Here is a 25,146-nt window from a genome sequence, read left to right on the forward strand (position 1 = left end):
CACCGACTGCCCCGCCGGCCCGCTGCCGGTCAGCGTCGCGGCCATCACCCGGTCATCGCGCAGCACCCGCTCCACCGTGGACGAGCCGATCAGCAGCGTCTGGAACACATCGGCGGGGAACCCGGCCCTGCGGAACAGCTCCTCCAGGTACAGCGCGCACTGCGGCACGTTGCTGGCGTGCTTGAGCAGACCCACGTTGCCGGCCATCAGGGCCGGGGCGGCGAACCGCACCGCCTGCCACAGCGGGAAGTTCCACGGCATGATCGCCAGCACCACACCCAGCGGCTGGTGCACCACGAACGCCCGCTGCGCCTTCACCGCCGCCGCGTCCTTCTCCTGCGGCTCCAGCATCACCGGGCCGTGCTCGGCGTACCAGCGGAAGCCGGCCACGCACTTGGTCGCCTCCGCCTTCGCCGAGGCCAGTGTCTTGCCCATCTCGGTGACCATCAGCTCGGCCACCCGGTCGACATCGGCCTCGAGGGCGTCCGCGGCGGCCCGCAGCCACCCGGCCCGCTCCTGCGGCGAGGTCAGCCGGTAGGCGTCGAAGGCGGTGGCCGCGCGGGCCAGCTTGTCCTCCAGCGCCTCGTCGGTGAGCGGGTCGAAGGTCTTGAGCGTCTCGCCGGTGGCCGGGTTGATCGTGGCGATGGCCATGGTGTTCTCCCGTGGGGTGTGTGCGCCGGCAGCGGCTGCTGCCGGGTGGGTGGAAGGGGTCAGCTGTGCTGCTCGCGCAGGAGGTTCTTCTGCACCTTGCCGGTGGAGGTCTTCGGCAGGTCGCCGCGGACGAAGCGCTTGGGCACCTTGAACGAGGCCAGCCGGGACCGGACGAAGTCGGCCAGCTCCTGGTCGTCGACCTCGGCCCCCGCCCGCAGCGTCACGTGGGCCACCGGGACCTCGCCCCACTTCTCGTGCGGCTCGGCCACCACGGCCGACTCCACGACGGCGGGGTGCGCGTCGAGGGCCCGTTCGACCTCCACCGAGGAGATGTTCTCGCCACCGGAGATGATGATGTCCTTGCTGCGGTCCCGGATCTCCACGTAGCCGTCCGGGTGGACGACGGCGAGGTCGCCGGTTCGGAACCAGCCGCGCTCCCCGTCCGGGTCGGCGAGCGTGACCGCGGCGGTGGCGTCGTCGTCGCGGTAGTAGCCGAGCATCACGTCGTTGCCCCGGGCGACGATCTCCCCGACGGTCGTCGCGTCCCGCGGCACGTCGGTGCCGTCGTCGCCCACGACGCGCAGCGGATCGGCGACCACGTTGCCCACCCCCTGCCGGGCCTTGAGCTCGGCCTGCTGGTCGGCGCCGAGCTCGTCCCATTCCGGATGCCACTGGTTGAGCGCCAGCGGGCCGTAGGTCTCGGTGAGCCCGTACAGGTGGGTGACGCGCATGTTCAGTTCCGACATGCGCGCCAGCAGCGTCGGCGTCGGGGGCGCTCCGCCGGTCTGCACCTCGACCCGGGGTTCCACCGGTCCGTCGGCCGCCTCGTCGGCGTCGAGGATCATGGTGAGCACGGTGGGCGCCGCGCTGAAGTGCGTGATGCCCTCGGTCCGCAGCAGGTGCCAGATGCGGGCGGGCTCCACCTTGGGCAGGCAGACGTGGGTGGCCCCGGCGGCCGAGACGGCCCACGGGAAGCACCAGCCGTCGCAGTGGAACATCGGCAGCGTCCAGAGGTACTGGCTGCCCGGGCCGAGGCCGGTGTGCATCGCCATCGCCAGCGACTGGAGGTAGGCCCCGCGGTGGGCGTACATGACGCCCTTGGGCCGCCCGGTGGTCCCGGAGGTGTAGTTCAGGGCGAGCAGCCCGGTCTCGTCCGCGCACTGCACGGCCAGGGGCTCGCCGCCTGCCAGCAGCTGCTCGTAGCCGCTGTCCGGGTCCCCGGCCAGCACCAGCGGGACCCCGGCGGCCGCGGCCACCTCCGTGGCGGTCCCGGCGAACTGCGGATCGGCGACGAGCAACGACGCCCCCGAGTGCTCCAGGACGTAGCCGAGCTCGGCCACCGAGAGCCGGGTGTTCAGCGGCACGATGACCGCGCCGGCCCACGGGATGCCGTTGTGCAGCTCCAGCATGGTGGCGCTGTTGGCGCACAGCGCCGCCACGCGGTCCCCGGGCGCGATGCCGCGGGCGGCGAGCCCGCCGGCCAGCCGCCGGGACCGGTCGGCGAACTCCCGGTAGGTGAACCGGCGGTCGCCGTCGATGATCGCGGTCCGCTCGGGGAACACCCGCGCCGACCTCTCGAGGTACGCCGTCGGGCTGAGCTGGCTGAACGTGAACGAGGCCATCCGGGTCTCCTGGGGTCGGCGGGAGCGGATCGTGCGGAGCCGTGGGTCACACAGTGCCCGGTCGGGCGGCGACCGGCTCGGGGACGGCCGGCCCCCCGGGACCGAAGCCGTAGCGGCGGGCGGGGTTGTCGACCAGCACGGCCTGCCGGACGGCCGGGTCGGGCACCCAGCGCTCGAGCCGCTCCCGCATGCCGGCGGCGCCGGGCACGGGGAGCCGTACGCCGACGTGCGGCCAGTCGCTGCCCCAGAGCAGGTTCTGCGGGCGCACCTGGACCAGCGCGCGGACCCGCTCGGTGATCGCCTGCTCGTGCCGCTCCCAGGCCTCGGCGAAGTCCGGCCCGCCGTGCCCGGCCTCGACGCCGGGCGGCAGCAGCCGTTCCAGTCCCGACAGCGTCACCCAGACCTGGTCCTCGGCGAGCAGCTCCAGCACGAGGCGCATGGCGGGGGCGTCGATGGCGACGTCCGACGGGAGGTACCCCAGGTGGTCCAGGACGACCGGCACCGGGCAGCGGCGGACGGCGTCGCCGAGCCGGTCGACGTGCCGGCGGACGTCGGTCCAGACCTCCACGTGCCAGCCCAGCGGCGCCACCATCCCGCCGACCTCCACCAGCGCCTCGACCGGCACGCCACCGGGGTAGCCGTCCTGCACGCGGGTGCCGCGCACCCCGGCGGCGTGCATGGCGGCCAGCTCGTCCGCGGGAGTGCCCGGCGCGACGCAGACCACGCCGCGCAGCGCGTCGGGCCGCGTGCGCAGGGCGGCGAGCAGGCACCGGTGGTCGTCGCCGTAGGCGCTGGGCTGGACCAGCACCCCGCGGTCGCAGCCCGCGGCCCGCAGGTGCTCGGCGTGGTCGTGCACGTCGAACGGTGGCGGGTCGTAGGCCGCCCCGCCGACCAACCGGGACATGTCGACGCCGTCGGCGACGAAGACGTGGCAGTGGGCGTCGATACCGGTCATCGCCGGTCCCCCGAGGGGTCGGCGGTGCGGACGGCGGCCAGCTCGGCCAGCACCGGCAGCAGGTGGGTGCGGAACAGCGGGTAGTTCTCCGCCATCGGGAAGTGCCCGATGCCCGGCATGGTGCCGCCGCGGGCGCCCGGGATGGCCGCCAGCGCCTCGGCGGTGTCGTCGGGGGTGCAGGCGTGGTCGTACTCGCCGGTCAGCAGGTACACCGGGCACCGCGCGGTGTCGATCTCGCCGGCCCGGCCGCGCAGGTCGAGGTCCTCGGAGTAGAAGTACGTGTCGCCGCGGTAGATCCCCGGCCCGCCCTGGCTGTAGGTCCACCACACCTCGCGGCGGGAGACCTCCGGGCTGGACGGCGACATCAGGCTCGCCGTCCAGGACGCGACGGCCTGCTGGGCGTTGATGTCCGGGTGCAGCGACCAGTCCTGGAAGCGCCCCTCGACGTGCAGCGCCCCGGACAGGCCGATCACCCCGCCCCAGCGCTCGGGGTCCCGCCGGGCCAGCTCGATCACCAGCGAACCGGCCATGGAGCAGCCCAGCACGACGGGGCGGTCCAGCCCGAGGGCCGAGCAGAAGTCCTCGACGAGGGCGACGTAGCGGTCGGTGGTGAGCAGGTACTCCTCGGTCCACCAGTTCTCCGGCGGCAGCGACCGGCCGTGCCACGGGAGGTCGAAGGCCACCACGCGGTGCCGGCCGGTGACCTCCGGATCGGTCAGCAGGTGCCGGAACTGCCGGCTGTCCGAGCCCGCGGTGTGCAGCGCCAGCAGGACCGGCCCGGTGCCGGCCTCCTCGAAGTAGACGCGGTAGCCGGTACCGGAGGACGTCAGGTGGACGTACCTGCCGACGACGTCCTCGATCACCGGTGCGCCTCCTGCTGCTCGTCGTCCTCCGCGTGCTGGAGCCGGGCGAGCTGCACCAGCCGGGTGATGACCCGCAGGTGCCGGATCAGGTGCTCCCGGCCGGTGACCACCTCGAGGCCGTCGGGCGCCTTGATCAGGGCCAGCAGGTCGTGCCGGCGGGGAGCCGCGGCCGGGTCGACCAGCTCGCGCCAGGCGCTGCCCGGCCCCCGCAGCTCCAGGTCGGCGCCGGGGCGGCCGTCCTCGACCGTCACCGCTCCGTGGTCGTAGCGGAGCACGACGTCTCCCCCACCGTCGTCGACCAGGCGGGCGGTGAAGGCGGAGAACCGGCCGATGTGGGCGTTCTCCGGGTCGCCGGCCACCGCACGGGCCCAGTCGGCCAGCCGTTCGGGGTTCACGACGGCAGCCGTCCCAGCACCCCGGCCACCCCGGCCAGCTCCGGGGACACCGGTTCGAGCCGGTCGAGCACGCCGGGGTCGTGGCCGGTCAGCAGGTGGTCGACCGCGCCGGAGGCGAGCAGGTCGCGGACGGTCTGCAGCCCCCGGTAGAGAGCGGGCAGGTCGGTGACGGCGATGAAGGGCATGTCGCGCTCCAGCTCCTCGGTGAAGTGCACGGCGTCGGAGGTGAGCAGCACGGTCCCGGCGGCGGTGCGGACGGTGACCATCGCCTGCCCCGGGGTGTGCCCGCCGACCTCGGTGACCACGACGCCGGGCGCCACCTCCACCGAGCCGGTGAACCGGCGCAGCCGCCCCTCCGTGTCCGCCCGCGTCAGCGCGGCCACCTCGTCGGCCTCGGTGAAGTGCCCGATCAGCGGCTTGGCCGCCATCGGCGAGGTCCAGAAGTCGACCTCCGCGCCGCTGACCACCACCGTCGCCGCGGGGAACAGCTCGACGTTGCCGATGTGGTCGTAGTGCGCGTGGGTGACGACCAGGACGTGCGGCGCGGCGGTGTCCACGCCCAGCCGCCGGTAGGCGTCCGCGGGGTCGACGAGGACGGTGCGCCCCCGTGCCTCCGCCGGTCCCCGGCCGAAGCCGGTGTCGACGAGCACGGTCGTGGTCCGGCTGCGCAGCACCCACAGGTAGTAGTCGACCGTGAAGTCGGCGTCCGGCTCGCCGTACTGGGCGTGGTTGAGGAACACCTCGCTCCGCCGCGCCCGGCGGGTGCCGTGCCGGACGACGACCACCTCGTAGACGTCGTCCGGCTCCGCCGCCGACATGCCCACCGCCTCCCCGCCGCCGGTCATCACGCCCCGCGGCCGCCCTCGTGGACCGCGACCGTCGGCTCCAGCCCGTCGGCGCCGACGACCTCGCGCCAGGCGTCGAAGCCGGCCTGGAAGGCCACGATCCCGGCCTCCGGGAGCGCGATCTCGATGGCCTCGAGGATCTCCTCCGGGCTGACCCCGAGGTCCAGGGCCACCCGGATGTGGCTCTGGATGTGCCCCTTCGACGCCCGGATCACCGTCAGGCTGACGATGAAGATCAGCTCCTTGGTGCGGCGGTCCAGCCGGCGCTGGTCCAGGTACGCCGCGCTCACCAGCCCGTTGGCCGCCTGGAGCACCGGGAAGTCGTGCTTGGCCATGACCTTGTGGTAGTCGAGGACGTAGCCCCGGGATCGGGCCATGTCGTCGATGTAGGCCTGCGGGTCGTCGCTCACGGGGTCTCCTCGTCGTCGGTTGCGGGTGGTTCCGGCCGGTCCCCGGTCCCGCTGCGCAGCGAGACCCGGTTGACCGACTCGTAGTGGCGGGCGACCTCGGTGTGGTCCAGCCCCGCACCGCCGAGCGCCTCACGGGCGGCGACCGCCGCGGCGTAGGCGGCGTCGGTGACCGGCGTGCTCGCCCCCTGCGCCTCGGCCAGGGACCGGGCGATGCCGAGGTCCTTGATCATCAGGTCCATGGCGAAGCCGGAGTCGTAGCTGCCGGTCAGGACGTGCTTCGGGTACTTCACCTCGGTGGCCTGCGACCGCCCGGTGGACGCGTTGAGCACCTCGACCATCACCTCCGGGGCGATGCCCGAGCCCGCGGCGACGGTGAGCACCTCGGCGGCCGCGGCCAGGTTGCTCGCCGACAGGAGGTTGTTCAGCGCCTTGGCGGCGTGGCCGGTCCCGGCCCCGCCGACCACGAGCACCGAACCGCCCAGCGGCTCCAGGTGCGGACGGGCGCGCTCGACGTCCTCCGGATCCCCACCGACCATGATCGACAGCTCTCCGGTCACGGCCCGGGCGACGCCGCCGGAGACCGGCGCGTCCACGTACCCGATGCCGCGGGCCCGCGCGTCGGCGGCCAGCCGCCGGGTGCTGGCCGGTTCGGAGGACCCCATGTCGATGACCAGCGCCCCGGCCGGCAGCCGGCCGAGCAGCCCGTCGGTCAGGAGCACCGTCTCGACGATCCGGCTGTCGGGCAGCATCAGGACGGCGGTGTCGACGTCGTCCGGCAGCTCGGCCGGCGTCGGCAGGGCCCGGCAGCCCAGCTCCTCGGCCAGTGCGGCGGCGACGGCGGGGTGGGCGTCGGAGACCACCGTGTCGAAGCGGGCGGAGTGGCGGCGGGCCATGGGCGCGCCCATGCGGCCCAGCCCCACGAAGAGCGTGCTCACGAGCCCGCGTACCGGGTGCGCAGCTCCACCTTGCGGATCTTGCCGCTGGGCGTCTTGGGCAGCCCGTCGACCAGCTCCAGCCGTTCGGGCAGGAAGTGCTTGGACAGGCCCTGCGCCAGGAGGAACTCGCACACCTCGGCCAGCGTCGGCTCGGCGTCGCCCTGCGGCACGACGACGGCGCAGGCGCGCTCGCCCAGCCGGACGTCGGGGATCCCGATGACCGATGCCTCGACGATCTGCGGGTGCTGGAACAGCAGGCTCTCCACCACCGTCACGGGGATGTTCTCCCCACCGCGGATCACGATGTCCTTCGTGCGCCCCTCGAGCAGGACGTAGCCCTCCTCGGTGCGCCGGGCGGTGTCGCCGGTGGTGAACCAGCCGTCGGCGTCGATCTCGCGGGCCGTCGCGTCGGGCAGGTCGAGATAGCCGAGGAACAACCCGGGCCCGCGGATCCGCAGCGCGCCGATGACCCCCGGCTCCGCCTCGGCCCCGTCCGTGTCGACGACGCTGACGTCGGTGCCCGGCACCGGGACGCCGTCGGTCGCCTGCGCCGCCGGCGGGAGGGCGGGCGAGCAGGAGATCCCGATCCCCAGCTCGGTCATGCCCCACGCCGGGCAGACGTAGCTGCCGAACAGCTCGCCGGCCACCGTCGGGAGGGTCCGCGGCACGGGCGCCCCGGCCAGGACCAGGGTGCGCAGCGAGCACTGCTCGTCGTGCGCGAGCTCGGTGAGCACGAGGTCCTGCAGGAAGGTCGGCGCGGAGAACATGGTCGTGATGCCCTCCTCGCGGACCACGACCACGGCCTGCTCGGGCACCCACCGGTCCAGGTACACGCCCGTCCCGCGCAGGTAGGTGGTCAGCAGCACGCCCCAGAGGAAGCCGGTGTGGTGCCCGACCGGCGAGGCGATCAGGTTGACCAGGGGCTCGCCGAGGGTCTCCCGGCCCATGTGCGCCACCCAGTTCCGCAGCACCGCGAAGAGGGTCTGGGAGGTGTTCATGACCCCCTTCGGCTCCCCGGTCGTGCCGGAGGTGAAGCCGACGTGGCACAGCGCCCGCGCGTCGGGCGCGGGCAACTCCACCTCGCGGGCGTCGAGCAGCGAGGACAGCGGCCGCATGCCGTCGCCGGTCGGGCCGTCCGGGACGTCGCCGGCCACCACGACGTGCTGGACCGCCGGCAGCCCGCCCCGCAGCCCCTGCACCAGCGCCCGCGGGCTGTTGCTGCCGAACCGCTCCGCGACGACGACGACCGCGGCGCCGGTCCGGCGGAGGATGACCTCGACCTCCCGCTCGCCGTACGCGACGGGGATGCCGCTGTAGATGGCGCCCAGCTCGTTGATCGCGAAGATGAGGGCCGCGAAGTCCGTGGAGTTCGGCAGCATCACCGCGACGAAGTCCCCGGGCCGGACGCCCAGGGCGTGCAGGCCGCAGGCGTACCGGTGCGCCCGCTCGTCCAGTTCGGCGTAGGTCGTGCGCCGCGCGCCCGGCTGCCCGCTGGTCCGGTCGACCGCCGCCACCCGGTCCGGGTGCTCGGCGGCCGCGGCGGTCAGCAGGGCGCGGAGCGGGTCCGCGGCCCAGGCGCCGCTGCGCTCGTACTCGCCGGCGAGCTCGGCGGTCAGCCGGCTGTCCGGCCGGATGCCCGGGTGCGCCCCGGCGGGGGTCGGGGACGGCGTGCTGGTTCGCTGGTCGGTCACCACGGTCGCTCCTCGTACGGATCGGTGGGGCTGGGGATGCGGGGCTCAGCCGGCTGCGGCGGCGACCGGGTCGACGGTGAGGACGACCTTCCCGGCGACGCTGCCGGACCGGACCGCCTCGAGCGCGGCACCGGCCTGCTCGAGCGGGTAGGTGCGGGCGACCGGCACCGTGAGCCGGCCGGCGACGTACAGCTGCAGCAGGTGCTCGATCGCGGCCCGGACCGACTCCGGCTCCCGGTCGCGGTAGTCGGACACCTGCAGGCCCAGGACGGCGAGGTTCTTGACCAGGACGTGCCCGGCCTTGATGGTCGGCAGGTCGCCGGAGGCGAAGCCGATGACGACCAGCCGTCCCTCCCAGGCGGTGCAGCGCAGCGACTGGGCGAACACCTCGCCCCCGACGAGCTCGAGGACCACGTCGGCCCCGTGCCCCTCGGTCAGCGCGAGGACCTCGTCGCGCATCGACGGCCCGGCCAGCACCACGGAATCGGCCCCCTGCGACCGCGCGAGCGCGGCCCGCTCCTCGTCCTGGGCCACCGCGACCACCGTCGCGCCGAGGGCCTTGGCGATCTGCACCCCCGCCGAGCCGACACCGCCGCCCGCACCGGTGACCAGGACGGTCTCCCCCGGCCGCAGACCGGCCCGGCGGACCAGGGCGAAGTGGGCCGTGATCGCCCCCAGCCCGAAGGCGGCGGCGTCGACGAACGGGACCTCGTCGGGCAGGGCGACGATCTGCGGCTCGGGCACGGTGACCAGCTCGGCGTAGCCGCCGTGCTCGATCTGGGCGAGCACCCGGTCGCCGACGGCGAAGCCGGCCACGCCCGACCCGACCGCGCGGACCGTGCCGGCGATCTCCTTGCCCGGGCTGAACGGGCGCTCGGGGAGGATCTGGTACTCGCCGGCGACGACGAGGATGTCCGGGAAGTTGACCCCGGCCGCCGCCACCTCGACGAGCACCTCACCCGGCCCGGCCACGGGATCGGCCAGCTCACCGGCGACGAGGGTCTCCGGTGGGCCGAACTCCTGGACCAGTGCTGCTCTCACGCGGACCTCCCGGAGGGGTGGGCGGTCCGGTCGAAGGCGAGTGCCTCCGGACCGGTCCGCAACGGCGGACAGGGCAGGGCGCCCGGCTCGGCGCGGAGCTGGTCGACGACCGGGACGGGAAGGGCGCTGACGTCGAACCCGGGCCCGGCGACCCGGTGCGCGGACCGGGTCCGCAGCGTCTGGCTGCGGGCCGCCTCCTCGAGCGTGGCCACCACGCAGCAGCACACGTCCTCGCCGTCGAACCGCTCGCTCCAGTGCGCGGCCGGACGGGCGGCGATCCGTTCGGCGACGGCGGCGATCACCTCGTCCTCCCGGCCGGCGTCGGACCGGAGCTCCGCGGGCAGGTCGACGAGCTCGCAGAAGCGGCGCCAGAAGCGCTCCTCCAGCGGCGCGGCGGCCACGTGCCGGCCGTCGGCGGTCCGGTAGACGTGGTAGCGCGGGCTGCCGCCGGTGAGCAGGTCGCGGCCGGGCTCCGGCCAGGTCCCGCTACCCGCATGCGTGGCCAGGTAGCCGTAGGCGAGCGTGCTGAGGTTCGGGGTCATGCCGATGTCCAGGTGGCAGCCCTCGCCGGTGGTCTGCCGCCGGATCAGCGCCAGCAGGATGTTGACCACCGCCGGGTAGGTGCCGCCGGCGATGTCGGCGATCACGGTGGGCGGCAGGTGCGGATCGCCGCGCTCGTCGACGACCACCCCCAGCAGCCCGGACTCGGCGAGGTAGTTCAGGTCGTGCCCGGCCCGGCCGGCCGCCGGCCCCGTCTGGCCGTAGCCGGTGATCGAGCAGTAGACGATGCCGGGGGCGACGGCTCGGAAGTCCTCGTAGCCCAGGCCCAGCCGGTCCATGACGCCGGGCCGGAACTGCTCGACGACGACGTCCACCTCCGTGGCCAGCGCGAGCAGCCGGTCGCGGACCGCCGGGTCCTTGAGGTCGACCGCGGCGCTGCGCTTGCCCCGGTTCAGCAGCGCGTAGTTGGCGCTGCTCCCGCCCAGCCTGGGTACGTAGCTGCGCATCTCGTCGCCGTGCGGTGGCCGCTCGACCTGGAGGACCTCGGCGCCGGCCTCGGCCAGCACCAGCGTCGCCAGCGGGCCGGGCAGCAGGGTGGAGAAGTCCAGCACCCGGATGCCGGTCAGCGGCGGTGCCGGCCGGCCGTTCCCCGCGGCGCTCATCCGTCCGCCCCCACGAGCGTGCGCGCCGCCGTCCGGGCGGCCTCCACGGCGCCCGCGGCGGCCCGCAGCGACACCGCGTCGCGCAGCAGCCCCTCGACGGGGTACTCGGTCATGTAGCCGTAGCCGCCGTGGGACTGCACCGCGGCGGCCGCCACGTCGAGGGCCGCGTCGCAGGCCGGCAGCAGGGCCGCGGCCACGGCGTCGGGCCGGTCCAGGTCGGCGGTGACGGCGGTGACCAGGAGGGCGCGTGCGGTCGCGGCCTGCGCCGCCAGCGACGCGCGGACGGTCGGGAGCTCGGTGAGCGGGGCACCGAACTGCACGCGGCCGGCGCTGTAGTCCAGCGCCGTGGCGGCTGCGGCCTCGGCGATCCCGGCGGCGATCGCCGCCGCGCCGGCGTCCAGGACGGTGCGGGCCCGTCGCGCCTTCGGGCCGCGCAGCACGTCGCCCTCGGGCACTGCCGCGTCCAGCCGGACGCCGACGGTCAGCGCGCCGTCGAGGCCGGTGCGGGCGACCGGGGGCCCGAACGCGATGCCCTCGGGCGGGACGAGGACGGCGGTGTCGGCGTCGAGCAGCAGCACCAGCCGGGGCTCCCGGCCGGCCGGGTCGATCCGGTCCAGGGCGCCGGTCAGCCGCCCCCCGGTGAGCGTGACCGACCCCGGGTCGGCCGCCGTCACCGCCACCGGGGCGCCGTCGTGCAGGCCGTCGAGCAGCGCGGGTGTCCGGCGGGCGGCCGCCAGGACCGGTGCCGCGGCGTGCGCCTGCACCGACGCCCACGCCAGCGCCGGCCACGTGCCGCCGAGCCGGGCCAGGGCGACCAGCGTGGTCGCTGCCGGCGCTCCCCCGCCGCCGTCGGACTCGGCCACGCCGAGCGTCCACAACCCCTGGTCGGCGAGGACCCGGCGGGCGGCGTCGACGTCGTCCGGCCGGTCGTCGCCCACGCGGGCGAGCGGGCCCGCGGTGAGGTCGTCGACGAGGTCGAGGACCGCCTGCTGCTCGTCGTCCAGCCGGGGGCCGGCCCAGGGTCGCCTCACGACCAGAACGTTTCCGGGTCCGGCGACCGCTTGGCGCCGAAGGCGTGCCCCGTCTCGTGCGCCTCCTTGGTGGCCAGGTAGAGGGTGAGCTGCTGGTCGTGGGCCATGCGGGCCTGCCCGAGCACCCCGGTGTGCCGGGCCGAGAAGGCGCCCTTGAGCGCCCCGATGGCCATCGGGCTGCGGGTGGCGATCTCCGCGGCCACCTCCTGGGCCCGCGACACCGCCTGGCCGGCCGGGACGACCTCGTTGACCAGTCCCATGGCCAGCGCCTGCTCCGCGGTGTACTTGCGGTTGAGGTACCACATCTCCTTGGCCCGCTTCCGGCCGACGGAGTCCTCCAGGTACCAGGTGCCGTAGCCGGCGTCGAAGCTGCCGACCATGGGCCCGACCTGCCGGAAGACGGCGTTCTCCGCGGCGATGGTGAGGTCGCAGACGTTGTGCAGCACGTTGCCGCCGCCCACCGCGAAGCCGTTCACCGCGGCGACGACCGGCTTGGCGATGGTGTCGATCGCCTCGTAGACGTCGATGATCGGCAGCACCTGGGAGTAGTCCAGCGACGTGGTCTCGTCGTGCTCGCCGCCGATGCAGAAGAACTTGTCGCCGGCCCCGGTGAGCACCGCGGCGCGCAGCGTCGGGTCGGTCCGGAACCGCTGGAGCGCGTCCTTGAGCTCCAGCAGGGTCTGCACCCGCAGCTTGTTGCCGGCGACTTCCCGGTCGATGGTCAGGGTCAGGACCGGCCCAGAGGTCTCGCTCCGGATGTCGGTGTAGTCGCTCATCGGACCTCTCCGTGCTCGGTGGTGCCCGCGCGGAAGCCTCGGCCGCTCTTGGTGCCGAGGTAGCCGGCCGCGACCATCTGGTGCAGCAGCGGCGGCGGGGCGAACTGGGGGTCGAGCGTCGCCTCGTAGGCGGATTCGGTGGCGTGCCGGTGCACGTCGATGCCGATCAGGTCCAGCAGCGCCAGCGGGCCGAGCTTGTAGCCCAGGCCCAGCTGGATGGCGACGTCGATGTCCTCGGCGCTGGCCAGGCCGTCGTCGTACTCCTGCACCACGTCGTTGAGGTAGGGCATCAGCAGCCGGTTGACCAGGAAGCCCGGGCGGTCCTTGACCTCCACCGGCGACTTGCCGATGTCCTCGACGAAGGCCACCAGGTCGGCCACGACGTCGTCGTCGGTCTGCAGCGCCCGGACCACCTCGACCAGCGCCATCACCGGCGCGGGGTTGAAGAAGTGCAGGCCGGCCATGCGACCGGGGGCGGCCAGCGACGCGGCCAGGTCGGTCACCGACAGCGCCGAGGTGTTGGTCGTCAGCACCGTCTCCGGCCCGACGATCTCCGCCACCTGCCCGAGCAGGTCGACCTTGACGTCGTGCTGCTCGACGACCGCCTCGATCACGAGGTCGACCCCGGCGAGGTCGGCGACGTCGGTGGTGCCCCTGATCCGGCCGAGGACGGCGTCCCGCTCCTCGGCGGTGGTCCTGCCGCGGCTGATCCCGCCGTCGAGGAAGGAGCGCACCGCCTCGGTGCCCCGTTCGATCCGCGCCTGCTCGGTCTCCAGGACGACGACGTCGCGACCGGAGGCGGCCACCACCTGGGCGATGCCGCCCCCCATCGTCCCGAAGCCCAGGACCGCGACCCGCCTGAAGGTCCTCATGCTCGTGCTCCCGTCGCCGCGGCCCTCAGGCACCGAAGGCCTTGGTGGTCTCGTAGGTGTAGAAGCCGCGGCCGGTCTTCCGCCCGAGGTCGCCGGCGGCGATCATCCGGTCGACCAGCGGCGGCGGCGCGAAGCGCGGCTCGCGCAGCTGCTCGTACAGCCGCATCGACACCGCCTTGTGCACGTCCAGGCCCACCACGTCCAGCAGCTGGAAGGGACCCATGGGGTGCCGCAGCGCGCCGAGGACGGCGCGGTCGATCGACTCGACGGTGCCGAGCCCCGCCTCGAGGGCCCGGATGCAGTTGTTCTCCCACGGGATGAGGAAGCGGTTGAGGATGAAGCCGGGACGGTCCTTGGTGAGGACCGTCGTCTTGCCGACGCCGGCGAGGAACTCCAGCGAGCGCTTCGTGGCCGCCGAGGCGGTGTGCCGGCCCTCGGCCACCTCGACCAGCTTCATCAGCTGCGCGGGGTTGCAGTAGTGGGTCCCGACGACCCGCTCGGGGTACCGGGAGCCCGCGGCGATGGCGGTGACCGACAGGGTCGAGGTGTTGGTGTGCAGCAGCGCGTCCCGGGAGACGACGTCGTCCAGTTCGGCGAAGAGGGTCTTCTTCACCTCGAGGTCCTCGAACACCGCCTCCACGACCACCGCCGCCGGCGCGAGGTCGCGCAGCTCGGTGGTGCCGGTCAGGTTGGCCAGTGCGGCCCCGAGCTGGTCCTCGGTGAGCTTGCCGAGCGAGGCGCTCCTGCGCAGGAAGCTCTCGGCGGTGTCGAGGCCGCGCTGGACGGCGGCGTCGTCGAGGTCGCGGAGGATGGTGCGGTGCCCGGCGCGGGCGGCGACGACGGCGATCCCCGCCCCCATCGTGCCGCCGCCCACCACGGCGACCGTGAGCTGGTCCTGGGTCATCGGTCCTTCTTCTTCCTCGCCGGAGCGGTGGTCGGGTGCGGACGGTCGGTCATCGGGCGGTCTGGCCCCCGTCGAGCACGACCACCTCGCCGGTCATGAAGTCCGACGCGGGGCCGGCCAGCAGCAGCAGCCAGGGGGCCAGCTCGTGCGCCTGGCCCATGCGGCGGGCGGGCACCGCGCGCAGCACCCGGGCGAGCGCCGCGTCGTCGGCCCGGAGGTCGGCGTTCATGTCGGTGGCGAAGTAGCCCGGCGCCAGCGCGTTGACCTGGACCCCGTAGCGGGCCCACTCCACGCCCATCGCCCGGGTGAAGGCCACGACGGCGGCCTTGGAGGCGCAGTACGCCGCGTGCCCCGGGACGCCCTTGAACGCGAAGTTGGAGGCGATGTTGACGACCTTGCCCGAGCCCTGGGCCACCATGTGCGCACCGGCGGCACGGGTGGCCAGGTAGGTGCCGCGGACGTTGGTGTCGAGGACCCGGTCCCAGTCCGCCGGGTCCTGCTCGAGCAGCGGGGTGCTGTCGATGACGCCGGAGTTGTTGACCAGGACGTCCAGCCCGCCGAGCTCGGCGACCGTCGTGTCGACCAGCTGCTGGACGGCGGCGGGATCGGTGACGTCGGTCGGCACGACCAGCGCCCGCCGTCCGGTGCCCTCGATCTCGGCGGCGACCTGCTCCAGCTGGTCCCGGCTGCGCGCGGCCACCGCCACGTCGGCCCCCGCGTCGGCCAGCGCCAGCGCCAGCGCCCGGCCGAGCCCGCGGCCGGCGCCGGTGACGACGGCGACCTTGCCGAGCAGGGTCTGCGGCTGCGCGGCGGTCACCGGAGCGCCCCCTTCAGCCGTCCGGCGGTGTCGCGGGCGATGAGCAGTCGTTGCACTTCGTTCGTCCCGTCGTAGATCTGGGTCACCTTGGCGTCGCGCAGGTAGCGCTCGACGCCGGATGCGGCCAGGTCCCCGACCCGGCCGAGCACCTTCGTGGCCGCCACCGCGACCTGCCAGCCGATGTCGGTGCAGGCCTGCTTCATGAGCGCGATCGCACCCCCGGTCGCCCCACCGGTCCGGTCGACCTCGCGGGCGACGCCGAGCAGCGTGAGCCGACCGCGCAGGATCGCCGAGCGCATGTCGGCCAGGGCGAAGGCCGTGTCGGGCGGCAGCTCGCCGCCGTGCGCCCGGTGCAGCGCGGCGAGCGCGTGCGCGTAGGCGCCCCGGGCCAGCCCGACGCCCTGGGCGGCCGCGCTGATCCGCGACTTCGTCACCGAGCTGACCACGATGGCCCAGCCCTCGCCCTCGCCGCCGAGCCGGTGGGTCACCGGGACCGGGGTCCGGTCGAAGAAGACCTCCGCGGTGGTCGAGCCGTGCATCCCGGTCTTGACCATGGGCGCGCCGCGGGAGAGGCCGGGGGCGTCCCCGTCGACGACGAAGGCGGTGATGCCGCGCCGGCCGGCCCGTGGGTCGACGGTGGCGAAGCAGACCACCACGTCGGACCGGTCGCCGGTGGTGATGAAGGTCTTGGACCCGGTGATCGCGTAGCCGGTGGGCAGCCCGTCGGCGCCGGTGTCGGCCACGGCGAGGGTCCGCAGCGACGAGGCGTCGCTACCCGCTCCGGGCTCGGTCACCCCGAGGGAGCCGTACCGGCTGCCGTCGACCAGGCCGGGGACGTACCGCTGCGCGAGCTCCGCGGTGCCGGCGTGCAGGATCGGGTACGCCGCGTGCATCTGGGTCATGTAGACCAGGCTCGTGGCGGGGCACCCGGCGGTGATCTCCTCCATCGCCGCCGCATAGGCCACCGTCCCGTCCGCGGTCCCCCCGTACTCCTCCGGCACCAGCAGCCCACCGAGGCCGGCCCGGGCGAGGGCCTGGTAGCTGTCGTGCGCGAAGACGTGGTCCCGGTCGCGCGCGGCCGCGCCCGGGGCGACGTGCTCGGCGACGACCTCGCGGGTGCGGTCGCGCACCTCGCGCTCCCGGGGGTCGAGCAGCGCGTCGGCCACCTCCTCGTCCAGCGCGCCGTGCAGGGCGAGGTAGGCGTGCGGATCGGTGTCGAGGACTCCGTCGGTGGCGGGCCCGGTCATGCGTGGTCCTCCTGACCTGCGGGGGCGTCGCCGAACCGCGGTGGACGGCGCTCCCTGAAGGCGGCGATCCCCTCGGCGGCCTCCGGGCTGCCGGTGACCAGCCCGGCCAGCGCCGTCTCGAACGCCAGGCCCGCCTCCAGCGGCGCGTCGGCGCCGTGCCGCAGCGCGAGCAGCACCGCCCGCACCGCGCGGGGTCCCCGGGCCGCCACCTGGGCGGCCAGCTCCTGCGCCGTGGCCAGGACGTCGGCCACCGGCACCGGGGGCACCGGGGTCAGCCCGAGGGCGTGCGCGCGGTCGGCCGGGATCCGGGCGCCGGTGAGCATGGTGTGCGCGGCCACCGGCTGCCCGACGCGGCGGGCCAGCCGCTGGGTGCCGCCGTAGCCGGGCATGAGCCCGAGGCCGGCCTCGGGCAGGCCCAGCTGGGCGGTGTCGGCGAGGACGGCGAAGGTGCAGGCCAGCACCACCTCGAAGCCACCGCCCAGGGCCAGCCCGTTGACCGCCGCGATGACCGGGACCGGGCAGCGCTCGATCCGGCCGACGACCGCCTGACCGGCGGCGAGGACGTCGTAGGCGTCGTCGGCGGACAGCCCGGCGAGCTCGTCGAGGTCGGCACCTGCGCTGAAGGCCCGGGTGCCGGTACCGGTCAGCACGATCGCCCGGACCCCCTCGCCCGGCAGGCCGGCGACCGCCGCGTCGAGGTCGCGCAGCACCCGCGCGTTCAGCGCGTTGTGCACCTCGGGGCGGGTGATCCGGACGGTCGCGACCGGGCCGTCCCGGTCGACCTCGACCACCGCGGTGCCGCTCACGACACCCTCCGGTCCGCGGTGGCGGCCGGCGCGGCGACCGCACCGGAGGCGAGGAGGCGCTCCACGGCGGCGGCCTCGAACCCGGCCTGCCGCAGCACCTCGACGGTGTGCTCGCCGAGCTCGGGGAACCGCTCGTTGCGCGGCTCGGGCATCGAGGCCAGCCGGAACGGGCTGCGCACGCCGTTGAGCGCGCCGTCGGAGCCGGGCACCGGCAGGATCGCGCCGCGGGCCAGGACCTGCGGGTCGGTCGTCACCTCGGACAGGCCCTGCACGAGGGAGGTGGGGACGCCGGCGCCGGCCAGCACCGCCAGCCACTCGGCCGCCGGCCGCCGGGCGAGGACGTCGGTGATCGTGGCGACCAGCTCCGAGCGGTGCGCACGCCGGCCGGCGTTGTCGCCGAGCCGGTCGTCCTCGGCGAGCGCGGTCAGCCCGACCGCGACGCAGAACCGCCGCCAGATCACGTCGTTGCCGATCGCGATGACGATGTCCCGGTCGGCGGTCGGGAACGGCTGGTAGATCGCCAGCACCGAGTCGGTGCCCCCGCTGGGGGCCGGCTCCGGCTCGCCGGCCAGGTAGGCCGCCACCCGCGGAGCGAGCAGCGCCAGGTCGGAGTCCAGCAGCGAGACGTCGACGAGGTCACCCTGCCCGGTGGCGCGCTGCCGGACCACGGCGGCGGTGACGGCCAGCGCCGCCGCCATCCCGGTGACGATGTCGGACAGCGCCGTGGAGACGCGCTGGGGGGACCCGCCGGCCGCGCCGGTGACCGACATCAGCCCGGACCGCGCCTGCGCGACCAGGTCGTAGCCGGGCAGCGCGGCATCGGGCCCGGTCAGCCCGAGACCCGACATCGCGCAGTAGACCAGGCGCGGATGGCGGGCGCGGACGTCGTCGGGGGCGAGCCCGAGGGCGGCGAGCTTGGAGGGGTTGAGGTTCTCGATCAGGACGTCGGCGTCGGCCAGGAGGCGGTGCAGGACGGCGATCCCGTCGGCCGACCGCAGGTCGATCGCGACGCTGCGCTTGTTCCGGTTGGCCGAGGCGAACCAGGCCGACGCCCCGTCGGCGCTCGGCGGGCACCAGGAGCGGGCGTCGTCGCCGGTCCGCGGGCGCTCGACCTTCACCACGTCGGCGCCCAGGTCCGCCAGGTACATGGAGGCGGTCGGGCCCGCGTAGGAGGTCGACATGTCGACCACCCGGAGCCCGTCCAGGGGCGGCGGGGAGCCCGCCCTCGTCATCGGTTGCACTGTTCCGCACCGCCCTCTCGCGTCTCGCGGCCTGAGGCGAAACCTAGGCAGTCGACAGCGAGGGTGTCAATGTCGGACATTTGGAGAACCATCCCCCACGCCTGCGCGGCCCCAGGGTGTGCACCACAACACGGCGCGGCACAGGTCATGTAACCAGCAGTGATGGACCCACTGGCGTGTCGTGATCGGGTCGATCCAATGGCCCACAATCTTGTTTGTGCCGTGACCCTTGACACACCTGGTTAATGACCGACATTATCCGGCACACGTTCCTCGGCCACCATTCCCCGCGGCCGGTGGACGCGGAACTGAACCGCGGAGGACTCCCCCGGCGAGCTCGCCGGCGGCCGTCGCGGGCCGGCCACGACGCCGAGGGGCGTGCGCGGCGTTCCGACTGCAGGGTCCGCGCTCGCGGAACCTGGCCCTGATACGGAGGAAGAAGGCATGACGACAACCGCGCAGGCCACCGACGAGCACGAACGGAATCGCAAGCACGCCCAGCGGGGCGCCTTCTACGGGTTCTACGTGGACATGTTCGACATCTACCTGCCGATCATCGCCCTGGCGCCGGCCATCGGGTACTTCATCTCGCCCGACCTGGACGCGTCCACGACGGCCGTCATCACCGGCATGATCTTCGCCGCGACGCTGGTCGGCCGACCCCTCGGGGCGCTCATCTTCGGCCGCTACGCGGACATGCACGGTCGCAAGAACGCCACCGTCATCGCCGTCGCCGGCTTCGGCATCCTGACGATCGTCGTCGGACTGCTGCCGGGGTACCAGACCTGGGGGATCGGCTCGGTCGTCGCCTTCGTGCTGCTGCGCTTCGTGATCGGCATCTTCGTCGGCGGCGAGTACACCGCGGCCAGCCCGCTGGCGATGGAGTACTCGCCGAAGGAGAAGCGCGGCCTCAACGGCGGGTTGATCATGACCGGCTTCCCGCTCGCCTACGTCTCGGTCGCCGTGATCACGTTCGTCATGCTGCAGATCGCCCCCGCCGGGGACATCGACTCCCCGTACGTGCAGTGGGGGTGGCGGATCCCGTTCTTCATCGGTGGCGCCATGGCCCTGGCCTTCGTCGCGTACTACCTGAAGAGCGTCCGGGAGTCGGAGCTGTTCGAGGGCAGCGGCGGCGGCGGGACCCCGGTGAAGGACCTGTTCACCGGCGAGAACCGCAAGAGCTTCATCCAGGTCTTCGTGCTGATGACCGGCTTCTGGCTCTCCCTGAACTGCGTCACCGCGATCCTTCCCGGGCTGCTGCGCACGGAGAGCAACCTCACCCCGACCCAGACCAGCGTGACCCTGATCGTGGCGTACCTCGTGGTGGCCGTCATGTACGTCGTCTGCGCCGTGGTCAGCCAGCGGACCGGGCGCCGGCCGTTCCTGATGGTGTGGGGCGGGATCGCCGGCATCGGCGGCACCGCGCTGTACGCCCTGTACCTGGCGACGAAGCCGCAGAACCTGTTCGTCGTCATCATCATGGTCACGCTCATCGCCGTGCTGGTCGTCTCGGTGTGGGGCCTCACGACCGTCTACATCAACGAGCGCTTCCGGACCGGGGTCCGGGCGACCGGCTTCGGGCTCGGCTACAGCCTCGCGGTGGTCATCCCGTCGTTCTACGCCTTCTACCAGTCGGGGCTGTCCTCCTTCATGCCGTTCGAGTGGACGGTGCTCCCGCTGCTGGTCATCGGCTGCGCCTTCATCACCGTCGGGGCGGCGATGGGTCCGGAGACCAAGGACGTCGACTTCGCCGCGGCGGACAAGGAGCCGGCGCTCGAGCACTGACGCCACCGCAGCGGTCGGTGGCACCCCACCTGGCGCGGCCCCGGTTCCCCGGAACCGGGGCCGCGCCTCTGGCCGACGTACGATCGCCGGCGCCAGATCGGACTTACGAGGGGACGCAGTGGCGGAATCCGTCGCGGTGCACGGGAGCATCGGCAAGAAGGTGCTCCGGCCACGTCAGCAGGTCGAGGACCAGATCAAGGCGGCGATCCTGTCCGGCTCCCTGCGGCCGGGCGACCGGCTGCCCGGCGAACTGGAGCTCGCCCGGCAGTTCGCGGTCAGCCGGACCACCGTGCGCGAGGCCCTGCGGTCCCTGTCGACCCAGAACCTGATCACCAAGACCCCCGGGGCAGGGGGCGGCAGCTTCGTCCAGAAGGTCGACCACTCCGCGCTGCGCAGTGCACTGGTCGACTCGGTGCACCACCTGCTCGCCCTGGGCACGATCGAGTTCGAGGAGGTCGCGCTCGTCCGGCAGCACCTCGAGGTGCCGGCCGTGCGCCTGGCGGCGGCCCACCGGAGCGAGGACGACCTGCAGGAGCTCCGCGACATCGTGGCCCTGCAGAAGTCGATCTCCGTCGAGGACCCCCGGGTCCCCGCGCTGGACGAGCAGTTCCACGGGGCCATCGCCCGCGCCTCGGGCAACCGCGTCCTCGCCTCCTTCGTCAGCGCGCTGCACTTCGAGACCGAGCCGGTGCACTACCTCGACCTCTCCCCCGAGGTGGGCCGGACGACCGTGCGCCAGCACCAGAAGATCGTGCGCGCGCTCGCCGAGCAGGACCCCGCCGCGGCCGAGGAGGCGATGATCGAGCACCTCACCTACCTGCGCGAGCACCTGCTGGCCTACCAGCAGCGCTGACGGACGGCCCGTTCAGCTCACCGCGGGCAGCAGGAGCAGCGCCGTCGGGGCCAGCAGCAGCAGGACGGCGCCGGCGAGCGCGACCCAGCGCGCGGTGGCCGGCAGCGGGTCGGCCGGCTCCAGCAGCCGCACCACCCGGGCCCGGACGCCGGTGCCGGACACCGCCAGCGCCCCGGTGGGTACCGCGCCGCCGCCCTGCCCTCCGGCGGCGGCCACGATGGCCTCGGCGAGGGTGCGGCGCGGCGCGGTGCCGTGCAGGGATCCCAGGGCGACGTCGTCGGCGCGCATCTCCACCAGCTCGCGCACCGAGCCGTGGGCGCGTTCCGCGGCGGGCAGCACCGGCAGCGCGGCCTTCCACGCCACGAACGGCAGCAGCAGCAGGTGGTGCCGCTCGGCCAGGTGCGCCCGCTCGTGCGCCACCACGGCGGCCAGCTGCTCCTCGTCGAGCTCCGCCACCATCCCCGAGGACAGGACGAGCAGCGGCCGGGCGCCGGGGATGCAGAAGGCGACCGGAGCGGGGTGCTCGAGCAGCCGCGCGTCGGCCTGCGGCCCCGGCTGCACGACCAGCTCCAGCAGCTCCCGGTGGCGGCGCCGGGTGCGCGCGATCCGCACCCACGAGAGCACGAGCACTCCCACCAGCTGGAAGGCCAGCACCGCGGCGAGGGTCAGCGCTACCCAGTGGTCGCCGCGCACCGCCGTCCCGGCGGGACGGGACGTGAGCACCGTCCACACGGCCTCCGGCAGCGAGTGCCCCCAGGGCGCGAGACCGTGCACCAGGAGCGCGCCGATCATCGACAGGCCACCGGCCAGGCCGACCGCCTGCCAGCACACCAGCGCCACCAGCGGGTCGCGGACCGGCCAGCGGGACCGGGCCAGCGCCGCCGGCACCGGCCAGGCCAGGAGCGCGGCGAGGACGGCGAGGGCGACCGCGGTGGCGGGCAGCATCGGTGGGGGCGGGAGGTGCCGGCCGGTCAGCCGGCGTCGCGGGTGCGGGCGCCGGCCAGGAGTTCCCGCAGCAGACGGGCCTCCTCGTCGTTGACGCTGCCGACGAAGCGGGCGAGCACGGCCTGCCGGTCGGCGGCCTGCCCCAGCACCTCGTGCATGAGCTCGGCGGCGTGCTCCTCGCGGCTGGCGCGCGGCGAGAACCGGCGCGGCCGCGCGTCGTCGTGCCGGACGAAACCCTTCTGTTCCAGCCGGGTCAGCACGGTGTGCACCGTGGTCAGCGCGACCCCGCGGTCGGCCAGCTCGTCGCGCAGCCGCGTCGCGGCCACCGGGCCGTCGGCGGCCCACAGCCGCTCCATGACGGCCCGCTCGAGCTCTCCCAGCGACGCCATCGCCTCCCCCTGTCCGGCACATCACACGCGACTCTTCTACGTGTCGTAGAAAACGTCTTCTACGAAGCGTAGAAAGAACGTGTCGATAGTACGTCGGCCTCGACGACGAGGGGACAGGTGCCGTGGACGTCCTGGACGTGGCGCGCTGGCAGTTCGGGATCACCACCGTCTACCACTTCCTGATGGTCCCGCTGACCATCGGTCTCGGTGTGCTGGTCGCGGTCATGCACACGATGTGGGTGCGCACCGACAACCCCGAGTGGCTGCGGATGACCCGGTTCTGGGGCCGCATCTACCTGATCAACTTCGTCCTCGGAGTCGCCACCGGGCTGGTCCAGGAGTTCCAGTTCGGCCTGGCGTGGAGCGAGTACTCCCGCTTCGTCGGGGACGTGTTCGGCTCGCTGCTGGCGCTCGAGGCGCTGCTGGCCTTCTTCCTCGAGTCGACCTTCCTGGGCCTGTGGATCTTCGGCTGGGGCCGGATCCCGAAGAAGGTGCACCTGGCCGCGCTCTGGGCCGCGGTGATCGGCTCGATCGTGAGCGCGTACTTCATCATCGCCGCGAACTCCTGGATGCAGCACCCGGTCGGCGTCGTCACCGACGACACCACCGGCCGCCCGGTGCAGGTGGACTTCCTCGCCGTGCTGACCAACAACACCGCCCTGGCCGCCTTCAGCCACGCCATCGTCGCCGCGCTCATGGTCGCCGGTGCCCTGCTGGTCGGCATCGGGCTGTGGCACCTGCGCGAGCGGAAGCTCGAGGAGCGCTCGACCGAGGAGCCCGACCACGGGGTGTGGCGCCGGTCGGTGCGCCTCGGCGGCTGGGTGTCGCTGGCCGCGTTCGTCCTCGTCGCCCTCACCGGCGACTGGCAGGGCAAGCTCATGTACGAGCAGCAGCCGCTGAAGATGAGCTCGGCCGAGGCGCTGTGCGAGACCGAGGCGCCGGCGTCCTTCTCGGTCTTCGCCTGGAGCAAGCTGGGCTCCAACGAGTGCGACGACGTCCACTCGATCACGATCCCGTACATCCTCAGCTACCTGGCGCACGGCGACTTCTCGACCGCCGTCCCGGGCGTCAACGAGCTGCAGGAGGAGTACTCGGCGGTCTACGGCGAGACCTACCCCGACGACCCGTCGTTCGGGGACAAGGCCGGCGAGCCGATCGACTACACACCGGTCCTCTCGGTCACCTACTGGAGCTTCCGGCTCATGATCGGCATGGGCGCCGTCTCCGCCGGGGTCGCGGCCTACGCCCTCTGGGCCACCCGCCGCGGCCGGGTGCCGACGTCGCGGATCGGGGTCTACGGCTCGCTCCTGGCGGTGGCCGCGCCGTTCGTGGCCAACTCGACCGGCTGGATCTTCACCGAGATGGGCCGCCAGCCCTTCGTCGTCCACCCGAACCCCGACGTCCCGGTCGAGGACCAGGTGTACTTCTTCACCGCGCAGGCCGTCTCGCCCGGCGTCACCGCCGCCGAGGTCTGGACGTCGCTGATCGCGCTGACCCTGGTCTACGGCGCGCTGGCCGTGGTCGAGCTGTGGCTGATCGGCCGATTCGTGCGCGCCGGCGTCACCACCGGCGACGGCCACCCCACGCCGGGCTTCACCCCCGACCCGCCGGACGACGCGGACGACGCCGGCGCACCGCGCCGCGACCGCGCCGACGACGTCCTCCAGTTCGCCCACTGAGCCTCAGGAGCTGCCCAGCCATGGACCTGCAGACCGTCTGGTTCGCCGCCGTCGCCGTCCTCTGGACCGGCTTCCTGCTGCTGGAGGGCTTCGACTTCGGCGTGGCCGCGCTGCTGCCGGTGCTCGGCCGCCGCCCGGCCGACCGGCACCTCATGCTGCGCAGCATCGGCCCGCTGTGGGACGGCAACGAGGTGTGGCTGATCACCGCCGTCGGTGCGGTGTTCGCCGCCTTCCCCGGCTGGTACGCCAGCTGGCTGCCCGCGCTGTACCTGCCGTTCGTGCTCGTGCTGTTCGGGCTGATCATCCGGGCCGTCGCCTTCGAATGGCGGCACTCCCACCACACGGAGGCGTGGGACGCGACGTGGACCCGGGTGATCGTCACCGGCTCGCTGATCGCCTCCCTCGGCATCGGCGCCGCGCTCGGCGCCACCACCCTCGGGCTGCCGATCGACGGCGACGGCAACCGGCTCGGCGGGGCCTTGTCCGGCCTCGGGTGGCCGGCCCTGCTCGGCGCGGTCGCGGTGCTCGCCTTCTCCCTCGTGCACGGCGCCCTGTTCCTGGCGCTCAAGGTCGACGGCGACGTGCGGCTGCGGGCCCGGGCCTTCGCGCTCCGCTGGGCACCGGTCGCCGCGCTCCCGCTCCTGGCCTGGGCCGGGCTGGTGCACCTGCGGCACGGCACGGTGGTCACCGCCGCGCTGTGGGTGCTCGCCGCCGTCGCGGTCGTCGGGGCCTGGACCCGGATGAAGCTCGACCGCGAGGGGGCGGCCTTCACCGCCTGGGCGCTGTTCCTGGTCGCCGCGGCGGCGACGATCTTCGGTGCCGCCTACCCGGTCGTCGTCCCCTCCACGATCGACGCCGCCTTCGACCTGACGATCGCCGACGCGTCGGTCAGCGACTACACGCTCACCGTCATGACCTGGGCCGCCGGATTCGGCCTGCCGGTCGTGCTGGGCTACCAGACCTGGACCTACTGGGTGTTCCGGAAGCGGCTGACCGCGGAGCCGGCGCACGAGGAGCCGGCCGAGGTCGCGACGGCATGAGCGCCCCCGCGAGTTCGGGCCGCGGCCCGCTCGGCGCGCTGGCCGGAGTGCCCGGGCTGACCGGCGCACTGGTCCGGGCGGCGCTGAGCGCGCTCGTGCAGACCGGCGGCCTGGTGCTGCTGGCCGCCGGCCTGGCGCACGCGGTGGCCCGCGCCGCGGGCATGGCCGACGGCGACCTCGCCACCCCGCC

The 25,146-nt window shown here is 74.0% G+C and carries 26 protein-coding genes; 5 read left to right on the forward strand and 21 right to left on the reverse strand.

What is annotated here, in order from left to right; genetic code table 11:
* From C5507_RS20265 to C5507_RS20355, 19 genes are all read right to left on the reverse strand, one after another.
* On the reverse strand, nt 1-651 hold a 651-nt coding region (locus C5507_RS20265; RefSeq protein WP_158657669.1), incomplete at its 3' end, for an aldehyde dehydrogenase family protein.
* Between the two features lie 59 nt (nt 652-710).
* Nucleotides 711-2,273, reverse strand: a complete 1,563-nt coding sequence (locus C5507_RS20270; protein WP_104530307.1) for an acyl--CoA ligase family protein — start codon at nt 2,271-2,273, stop codon at nt 711-713.
* A gap of 46 nt (nt 2,274-2,319) precedes the next feature.
* Nucleotides 2,320-3,228: an amidohydrolase family protein gene (locus C5507_RS20275; RefSeq protein ID WP_104530308.1), complete on the reverse strand. Its 909-nt coding sequence runs from the start codon at nt 3,226-3,228 to the stop codon at nt 2,320-2,322.
* Complete coding sequence (locus tag C5507_RS20280) at nt 3,225-4,091, reverse strand: alpha/beta fold hydrolase (RefSeq protein ID WP_104530309.1); 867 nt, start codon at nt 4,089-4,091, stop codon at nt 3,225-3,227. Before C5507_RS20280 ends, C5507_RS20275 begins: the two co-directional genes overlap by 4 nt.
* Nucleotides 4,088-4,486 (reverse strand): hypothetical protein, encoded by a 399-nt coding sequence (locus tag C5507_RS20285; RefSeq protein WP_104530310.1) that lies wholly within the window; start codon nt 4,484-4,486, stop codon nt 4,088-4,090. The genes C5507_RS20280 and C5507_RS20285 overlap by 4 nt, the downstream gene beginning before the upstream one ends.
* Nucleotides 4,483-5,304, reverse strand: a complete 822-nt coding sequence (locus C5507_RS20290; protein ID WP_104530327.1) for an N-acyl homoserine lactonase family protein — start codon at nt 5,302-5,304, stop codon at nt 4,483-4,485. The genes C5507_RS20285 and C5507_RS20290 overlap by 4 nt, the downstream gene beginning before the upstream one ends.
* A 26-nt stretch (nt 5,305-5,330) precedes the next feature.
* Nucleotides 5,331-5,741: a carboxymuconolactone decarboxylase family protein gene (locus tag C5507_RS20295; RefSeq protein WP_207225747.1), complete on the reverse strand. Its 411-nt coding sequence runs from the start codon at nt 5,739-5,741 to the stop codon at nt 5,331-5,333.
* Nucleotides 5,738-6,676: an NAD(P)-dependent oxidoreductase gene (locus tag C5507_RS20300; RefSeq protein WP_104530311.1), complete on the reverse strand. Its 939-nt coding sequence runs from the start codon at nt 6,674-6,676 to the stop codon at nt 5,738-5,740. Before C5507_RS20300 ends, C5507_RS20295 begins: the two co-directional genes overlap by 4 nt.
* Nucleotides 6,673-8,367, reverse strand: coding sequence for an AMP-binding protein (locus C5507_RS20305; protein ID WP_158657670.1), 1,695 nt, complete (start codon nt 8,365-8,367; stop codon nt 6,673-6,675). The genes C5507_RS20300 and C5507_RS20305 overlap by 4 nt, the downstream gene beginning before the upstream one ends.
* Nucleotides 8,368-8,412: 45 nt before the next feature.
* On the reverse strand, nt 8,413-9,408 hold the full coding sequence (locus C5507_RS20310; RefSeq protein WP_104530313.1) for an NADPH:quinone oxidoreductase family protein: 996 nt from the start codon (nt 9,406-9,408) through the stop codon (nt 8,413-8,415).
* Nucleotides 9,405-10,571 (reverse strand): CaiB/BaiF CoA transferase family protein, encoded by a 1,167-nt coding sequence (locus tag C5507_RS20315; protein ID WP_104530314.1) that lies wholly within the window; start codon nt 10,569-10,571, stop codon nt 9,405-9,407. Before C5507_RS20315 ends, C5507_RS20310 begins: the two co-directional genes overlap by 4 nt.
* The gene (locus C5507_RS20320; protein WP_207225748.1) at nt 10,568-11,602 is read right to left on the reverse strand and encodes an acyl-CoA dehydrogenase family protein; all 1,035 of its coding nucleotides are present in this window, start codon (nt 11,600-11,602) and stop codon (nt 10,568-10,570) included. The genes C5507_RS20315 and C5507_RS20320 overlap by 4 nt, the downstream gene beginning before the upstream one ends.
* Nucleotides 11,599-12,378 carry an enoyl-CoA hydratase-related protein gene (locus C5507_RS20325; protein WP_104530315.1) on the reverse strand — a complete coding sequence of 260 codons (780 nt, stop codon included), beginning with the start codon at nt 12,376-12,378 and terminating at the stop codon, nt 11,599-11,601. The genes C5507_RS20320 and C5507_RS20325 overlap by 4 nt, the downstream gene beginning before the upstream one ends.
* A complete protein-coding gene (locus C5507_RS20330) occupies nt 12,375-13,250 on the reverse strand; it encodes a 3-hydroxyacyl-CoA dehydrogenase family protein (protein ID WP_104530316.1) in 876 nt (291 codons plus the stop codon). Before C5507_RS20330 ends, C5507_RS20325 begins: the two co-directional genes overlap by 4 nt.
* A gap of 25 nt (nt 13,251-13,275) precedes the next feature.
* Nucleotides 13,276-14,154, reverse strand: a complete 879-nt coding sequence (locus C5507_RS20335) for a 3-hydroxyacyl-CoA dehydrogenase family protein (protein WP_104530317.1) — start codon at nt 14,152-14,154, stop codon at nt 13,276-13,278.
* Between the two features lie 49 nt (nt 14,155-14,203).
* Entirely contained in the window at nt 14,204-14,971 is a 768-nt protein-coding gene (locus C5507_RS20340; protein ID WP_207225749.1) for an SDR family NAD(P)-dependent oxidoreductase, read from the reverse strand.
* Nucleotides 14,968-16,218 carry an acyl-CoA dehydrogenase family protein gene (locus C5507_RS20345; protein ID WP_104530318.1) on the reverse strand — a complete coding sequence of 417 codons (1,251 nt, stop codon included), beginning with the start codon at nt 16,216-16,218 and terminating at the stop codon, nt 14,968-14,970. Before C5507_RS20345 ends, C5507_RS20340 begins: the two co-directional genes overlap by 4 nt.
* Nucleotides 16,215-17,024: an enoyl-CoA hydratase/isomerase family protein gene (locus tag C5507_RS20350; protein WP_104530319.1), complete on the reverse strand. Its 810-nt coding sequence runs from the start codon at nt 17,022-17,024 to the stop codon at nt 16,215-16,217. Before C5507_RS20350 ends, C5507_RS20345 begins: the two co-directional genes overlap by 4 nt.
* The gene (locus tag C5507_RS20355) at nt 17,021-18,256 is read right to left on the reverse strand and encodes a CaiB/BaiF CoA transferase family protein (protein ID WP_104530320.1); all 1,236 of its coding nucleotides are present in this window, start codon (nt 18,254-18,256) and stop codon (nt 17,021-17,023) included. The genes C5507_RS20350 and C5507_RS20355 overlap by 4 nt, the downstream gene beginning before the upstream one ends.
* A 453-nt stretch (nt 18,257-18,709) precedes the next feature.
* Between C5507_RS20355 and C5507_RS20360 the strand changes: the two genes are divergently transcribed.
* The gene (locus tag C5507_RS20360; RefSeq protein ID WP_104530321.1) at nt 18,710-20,050 is read left to right on the forward strand and encodes an MFS transporter; all 1,341 of its coding nucleotides are present in this window, start codon (nt 18,710-18,712) and stop codon (nt 20,048-20,050) included.
* Nucleotides 20,051-20,168: 118 nt separating this feature from the next.
* Nucleotides 20,169-20,903 (forward strand): FadR/GntR family transcriptional regulator, encoded by a 735-nt coding sequence (locus C5507_RS20365; RefSeq protein ID WP_104530322.1) that lies wholly within the window; start codon nt 20,169-20,171, stop codon nt 20,901-20,903.
* Nucleotides 20,904-20,915: 12 nt separating this feature from the next.
* Here the strand turns inward: C5507_RS20365 and C5507_RS20370 are convergent, their stop codons facing one another.
* Nucleotides 20,916-21,848, reverse strand: coding sequence for a M56 family metallopeptidase (locus C5507_RS20370; protein ID WP_104530323.1), 933 nt, complete (start codon nt 21,846-21,848; stop codon nt 20,916-20,918).
* 26 nt (nt 21,849-21,874) lie between these two features.
* On the reverse strand, nt 21,875-22,237 hold the full coding sequence (locus C5507_RS20375; RefSeq protein ID WP_104530324.1) for a BlaI/MecI/CopY family transcriptional regulator: 363 nt from the start codon (nt 22,235-22,237) through the stop codon (nt 21,875-21,877).
* Nucleotides 22,238-22,359: 122 nt separating this feature from the next.
* On the opposite strand from C5507_RS20375, the gene C5507_RS20380 reads away from it, so the two are divergent.
* The 3 genes from C5507_RS20380 to C5507_RS20390 form a co-directional block, all read left to right on the forward strand.
* Nucleotides 22,360-23,916: a cytochrome ubiquinol oxidase subunit I gene (locus C5507_RS20380; protein ID WP_242611078.1), complete on the forward strand. Its 1,557-nt coding sequence runs from the start codon at nt 22,360-22,362 to the stop codon at nt 23,914-23,916.
* Nucleotides 23,917-23,936: 20 nt separating this feature from the next.
* On the forward strand, nt 23,937-24,956 hold the full coding sequence (gene cydB / locus C5507_RS20385) for a cytochrome d ubiquinol oxidase subunit II (protein ID WP_104530325.1): 1,020 nt from the start codon (nt 23,937-23,939) through the stop codon (nt 24,954-24,956).
* A partial coding sequence (locus C5507_RS20390) for a hypothetical protein (protein ID WP_211295539.1) occupies nt 24,953-25,146 on the forward strand: 194 nt, incomplete at its 3' end. The genes cydB and C5507_RS20390, both read left to right, overlap by 4 nt.

The sequence above is a fragment of the Blastococcus saxobsidens genome (assembly GCF_002938435.1).
Lineage (GTDB): Bacteria > Actinomycetota > Actinomycetes > Mycobacteriales > Geodermatophilaceae > Blastococcus > Blastococcus saxobsidens.

Bases quoted from the DNA above. Each gene is read 5' to 3' on its own strand.
- C5507_RS20325 (WP_104530315.1), bottom strand. From the start codon at position 12,378: ATGAGCGACTACACCGACATCCGGAGCGAGACCTCTGGGCCGGTCCTG.
- C5507_RS20360 (WP_104530321.1), top strand. From the start codon at position 18,710: ATGACGACAACCGCGCAGGCCACCGACGAGCACGAACGGAATCGCAAG.
- C5507_RS20345 (WP_104530318.1), bottom strand. From the start codon at position 16,218: ATGACCGGGCCCGCCACCGACGGAGTCCTCGACACCGATCCGCACGCC.
- C5507_RS20330 (WP_104530316.1), bottom strand. From the start codon at position 13,250: ATGAGGACCTTCAGGCGGGTCGCGGTCCTGGGCTTCGGGACGATGGGG.
- C5507_RS20315 (WP_104530314.1), bottom strand. From the start codon at position 10,571: ATGAGCGCCGCGGGGAACGGCCGGCCGGCACCGCCGCTGACCGGCATC.
- C5507_RS20370 (WP_104530323.1), bottom strand. From the start codon at position 21,848: ATGCTGCCCGCCACCGCGGTCGCCCTCGCCGTCCTCGCCGCGCTCCTG.
- cydB (WP_104530325.1), top strand. From the start codon at position 23,937: ATGGACCTGCAGACCGTCTGGTTCGCCGCCGTCGCCGTCCTCTGGACC.
- C5507_RS20375 (WP_104530324.1), bottom strand. From the start codon at position 22,237: ATGGCGTCGCTGGGAGAGCTCGAGCGGGCCGTCATGGAGCGGCTGTGG.
- C5507_RS20290 (WP_104530327.1), bottom strand. From the start codon at position 5,304: ATGTCGGCGGCGGAGCCGGACGACGTCTACGAGGTGGTCGTCGTCCGG.
- C5507_RS20335 (WP_104530317.1), bottom strand. From the start codon at position 14,154: ATGACCCAGGACCAGCTCACGGTCGCCGTGGTGGGCGGCGGCACGATG.
- C5507_RS20275 (WP_104530308.1), bottom strand. From the start codon at position 3,228: ATGACCGGTATCGACGCCCACTGCCACGTCTTCGTCGCCGACGGCGTC.
- C5507_RS20270 (WP_104530307.1), bottom strand. From the start codon at position 2,273: ATGGCCTCGTTCACGTTCAGCCAGCTCAGCCCGACGGCGTACCTCGAG.
- C5507_RS20355 (WP_104530320.1), bottom strand. From the start codon at position 18,256: ATGACGAGGGCGGGCTCCCCGCCGCCCCTGGACGGGCTCCGGGTGGTC.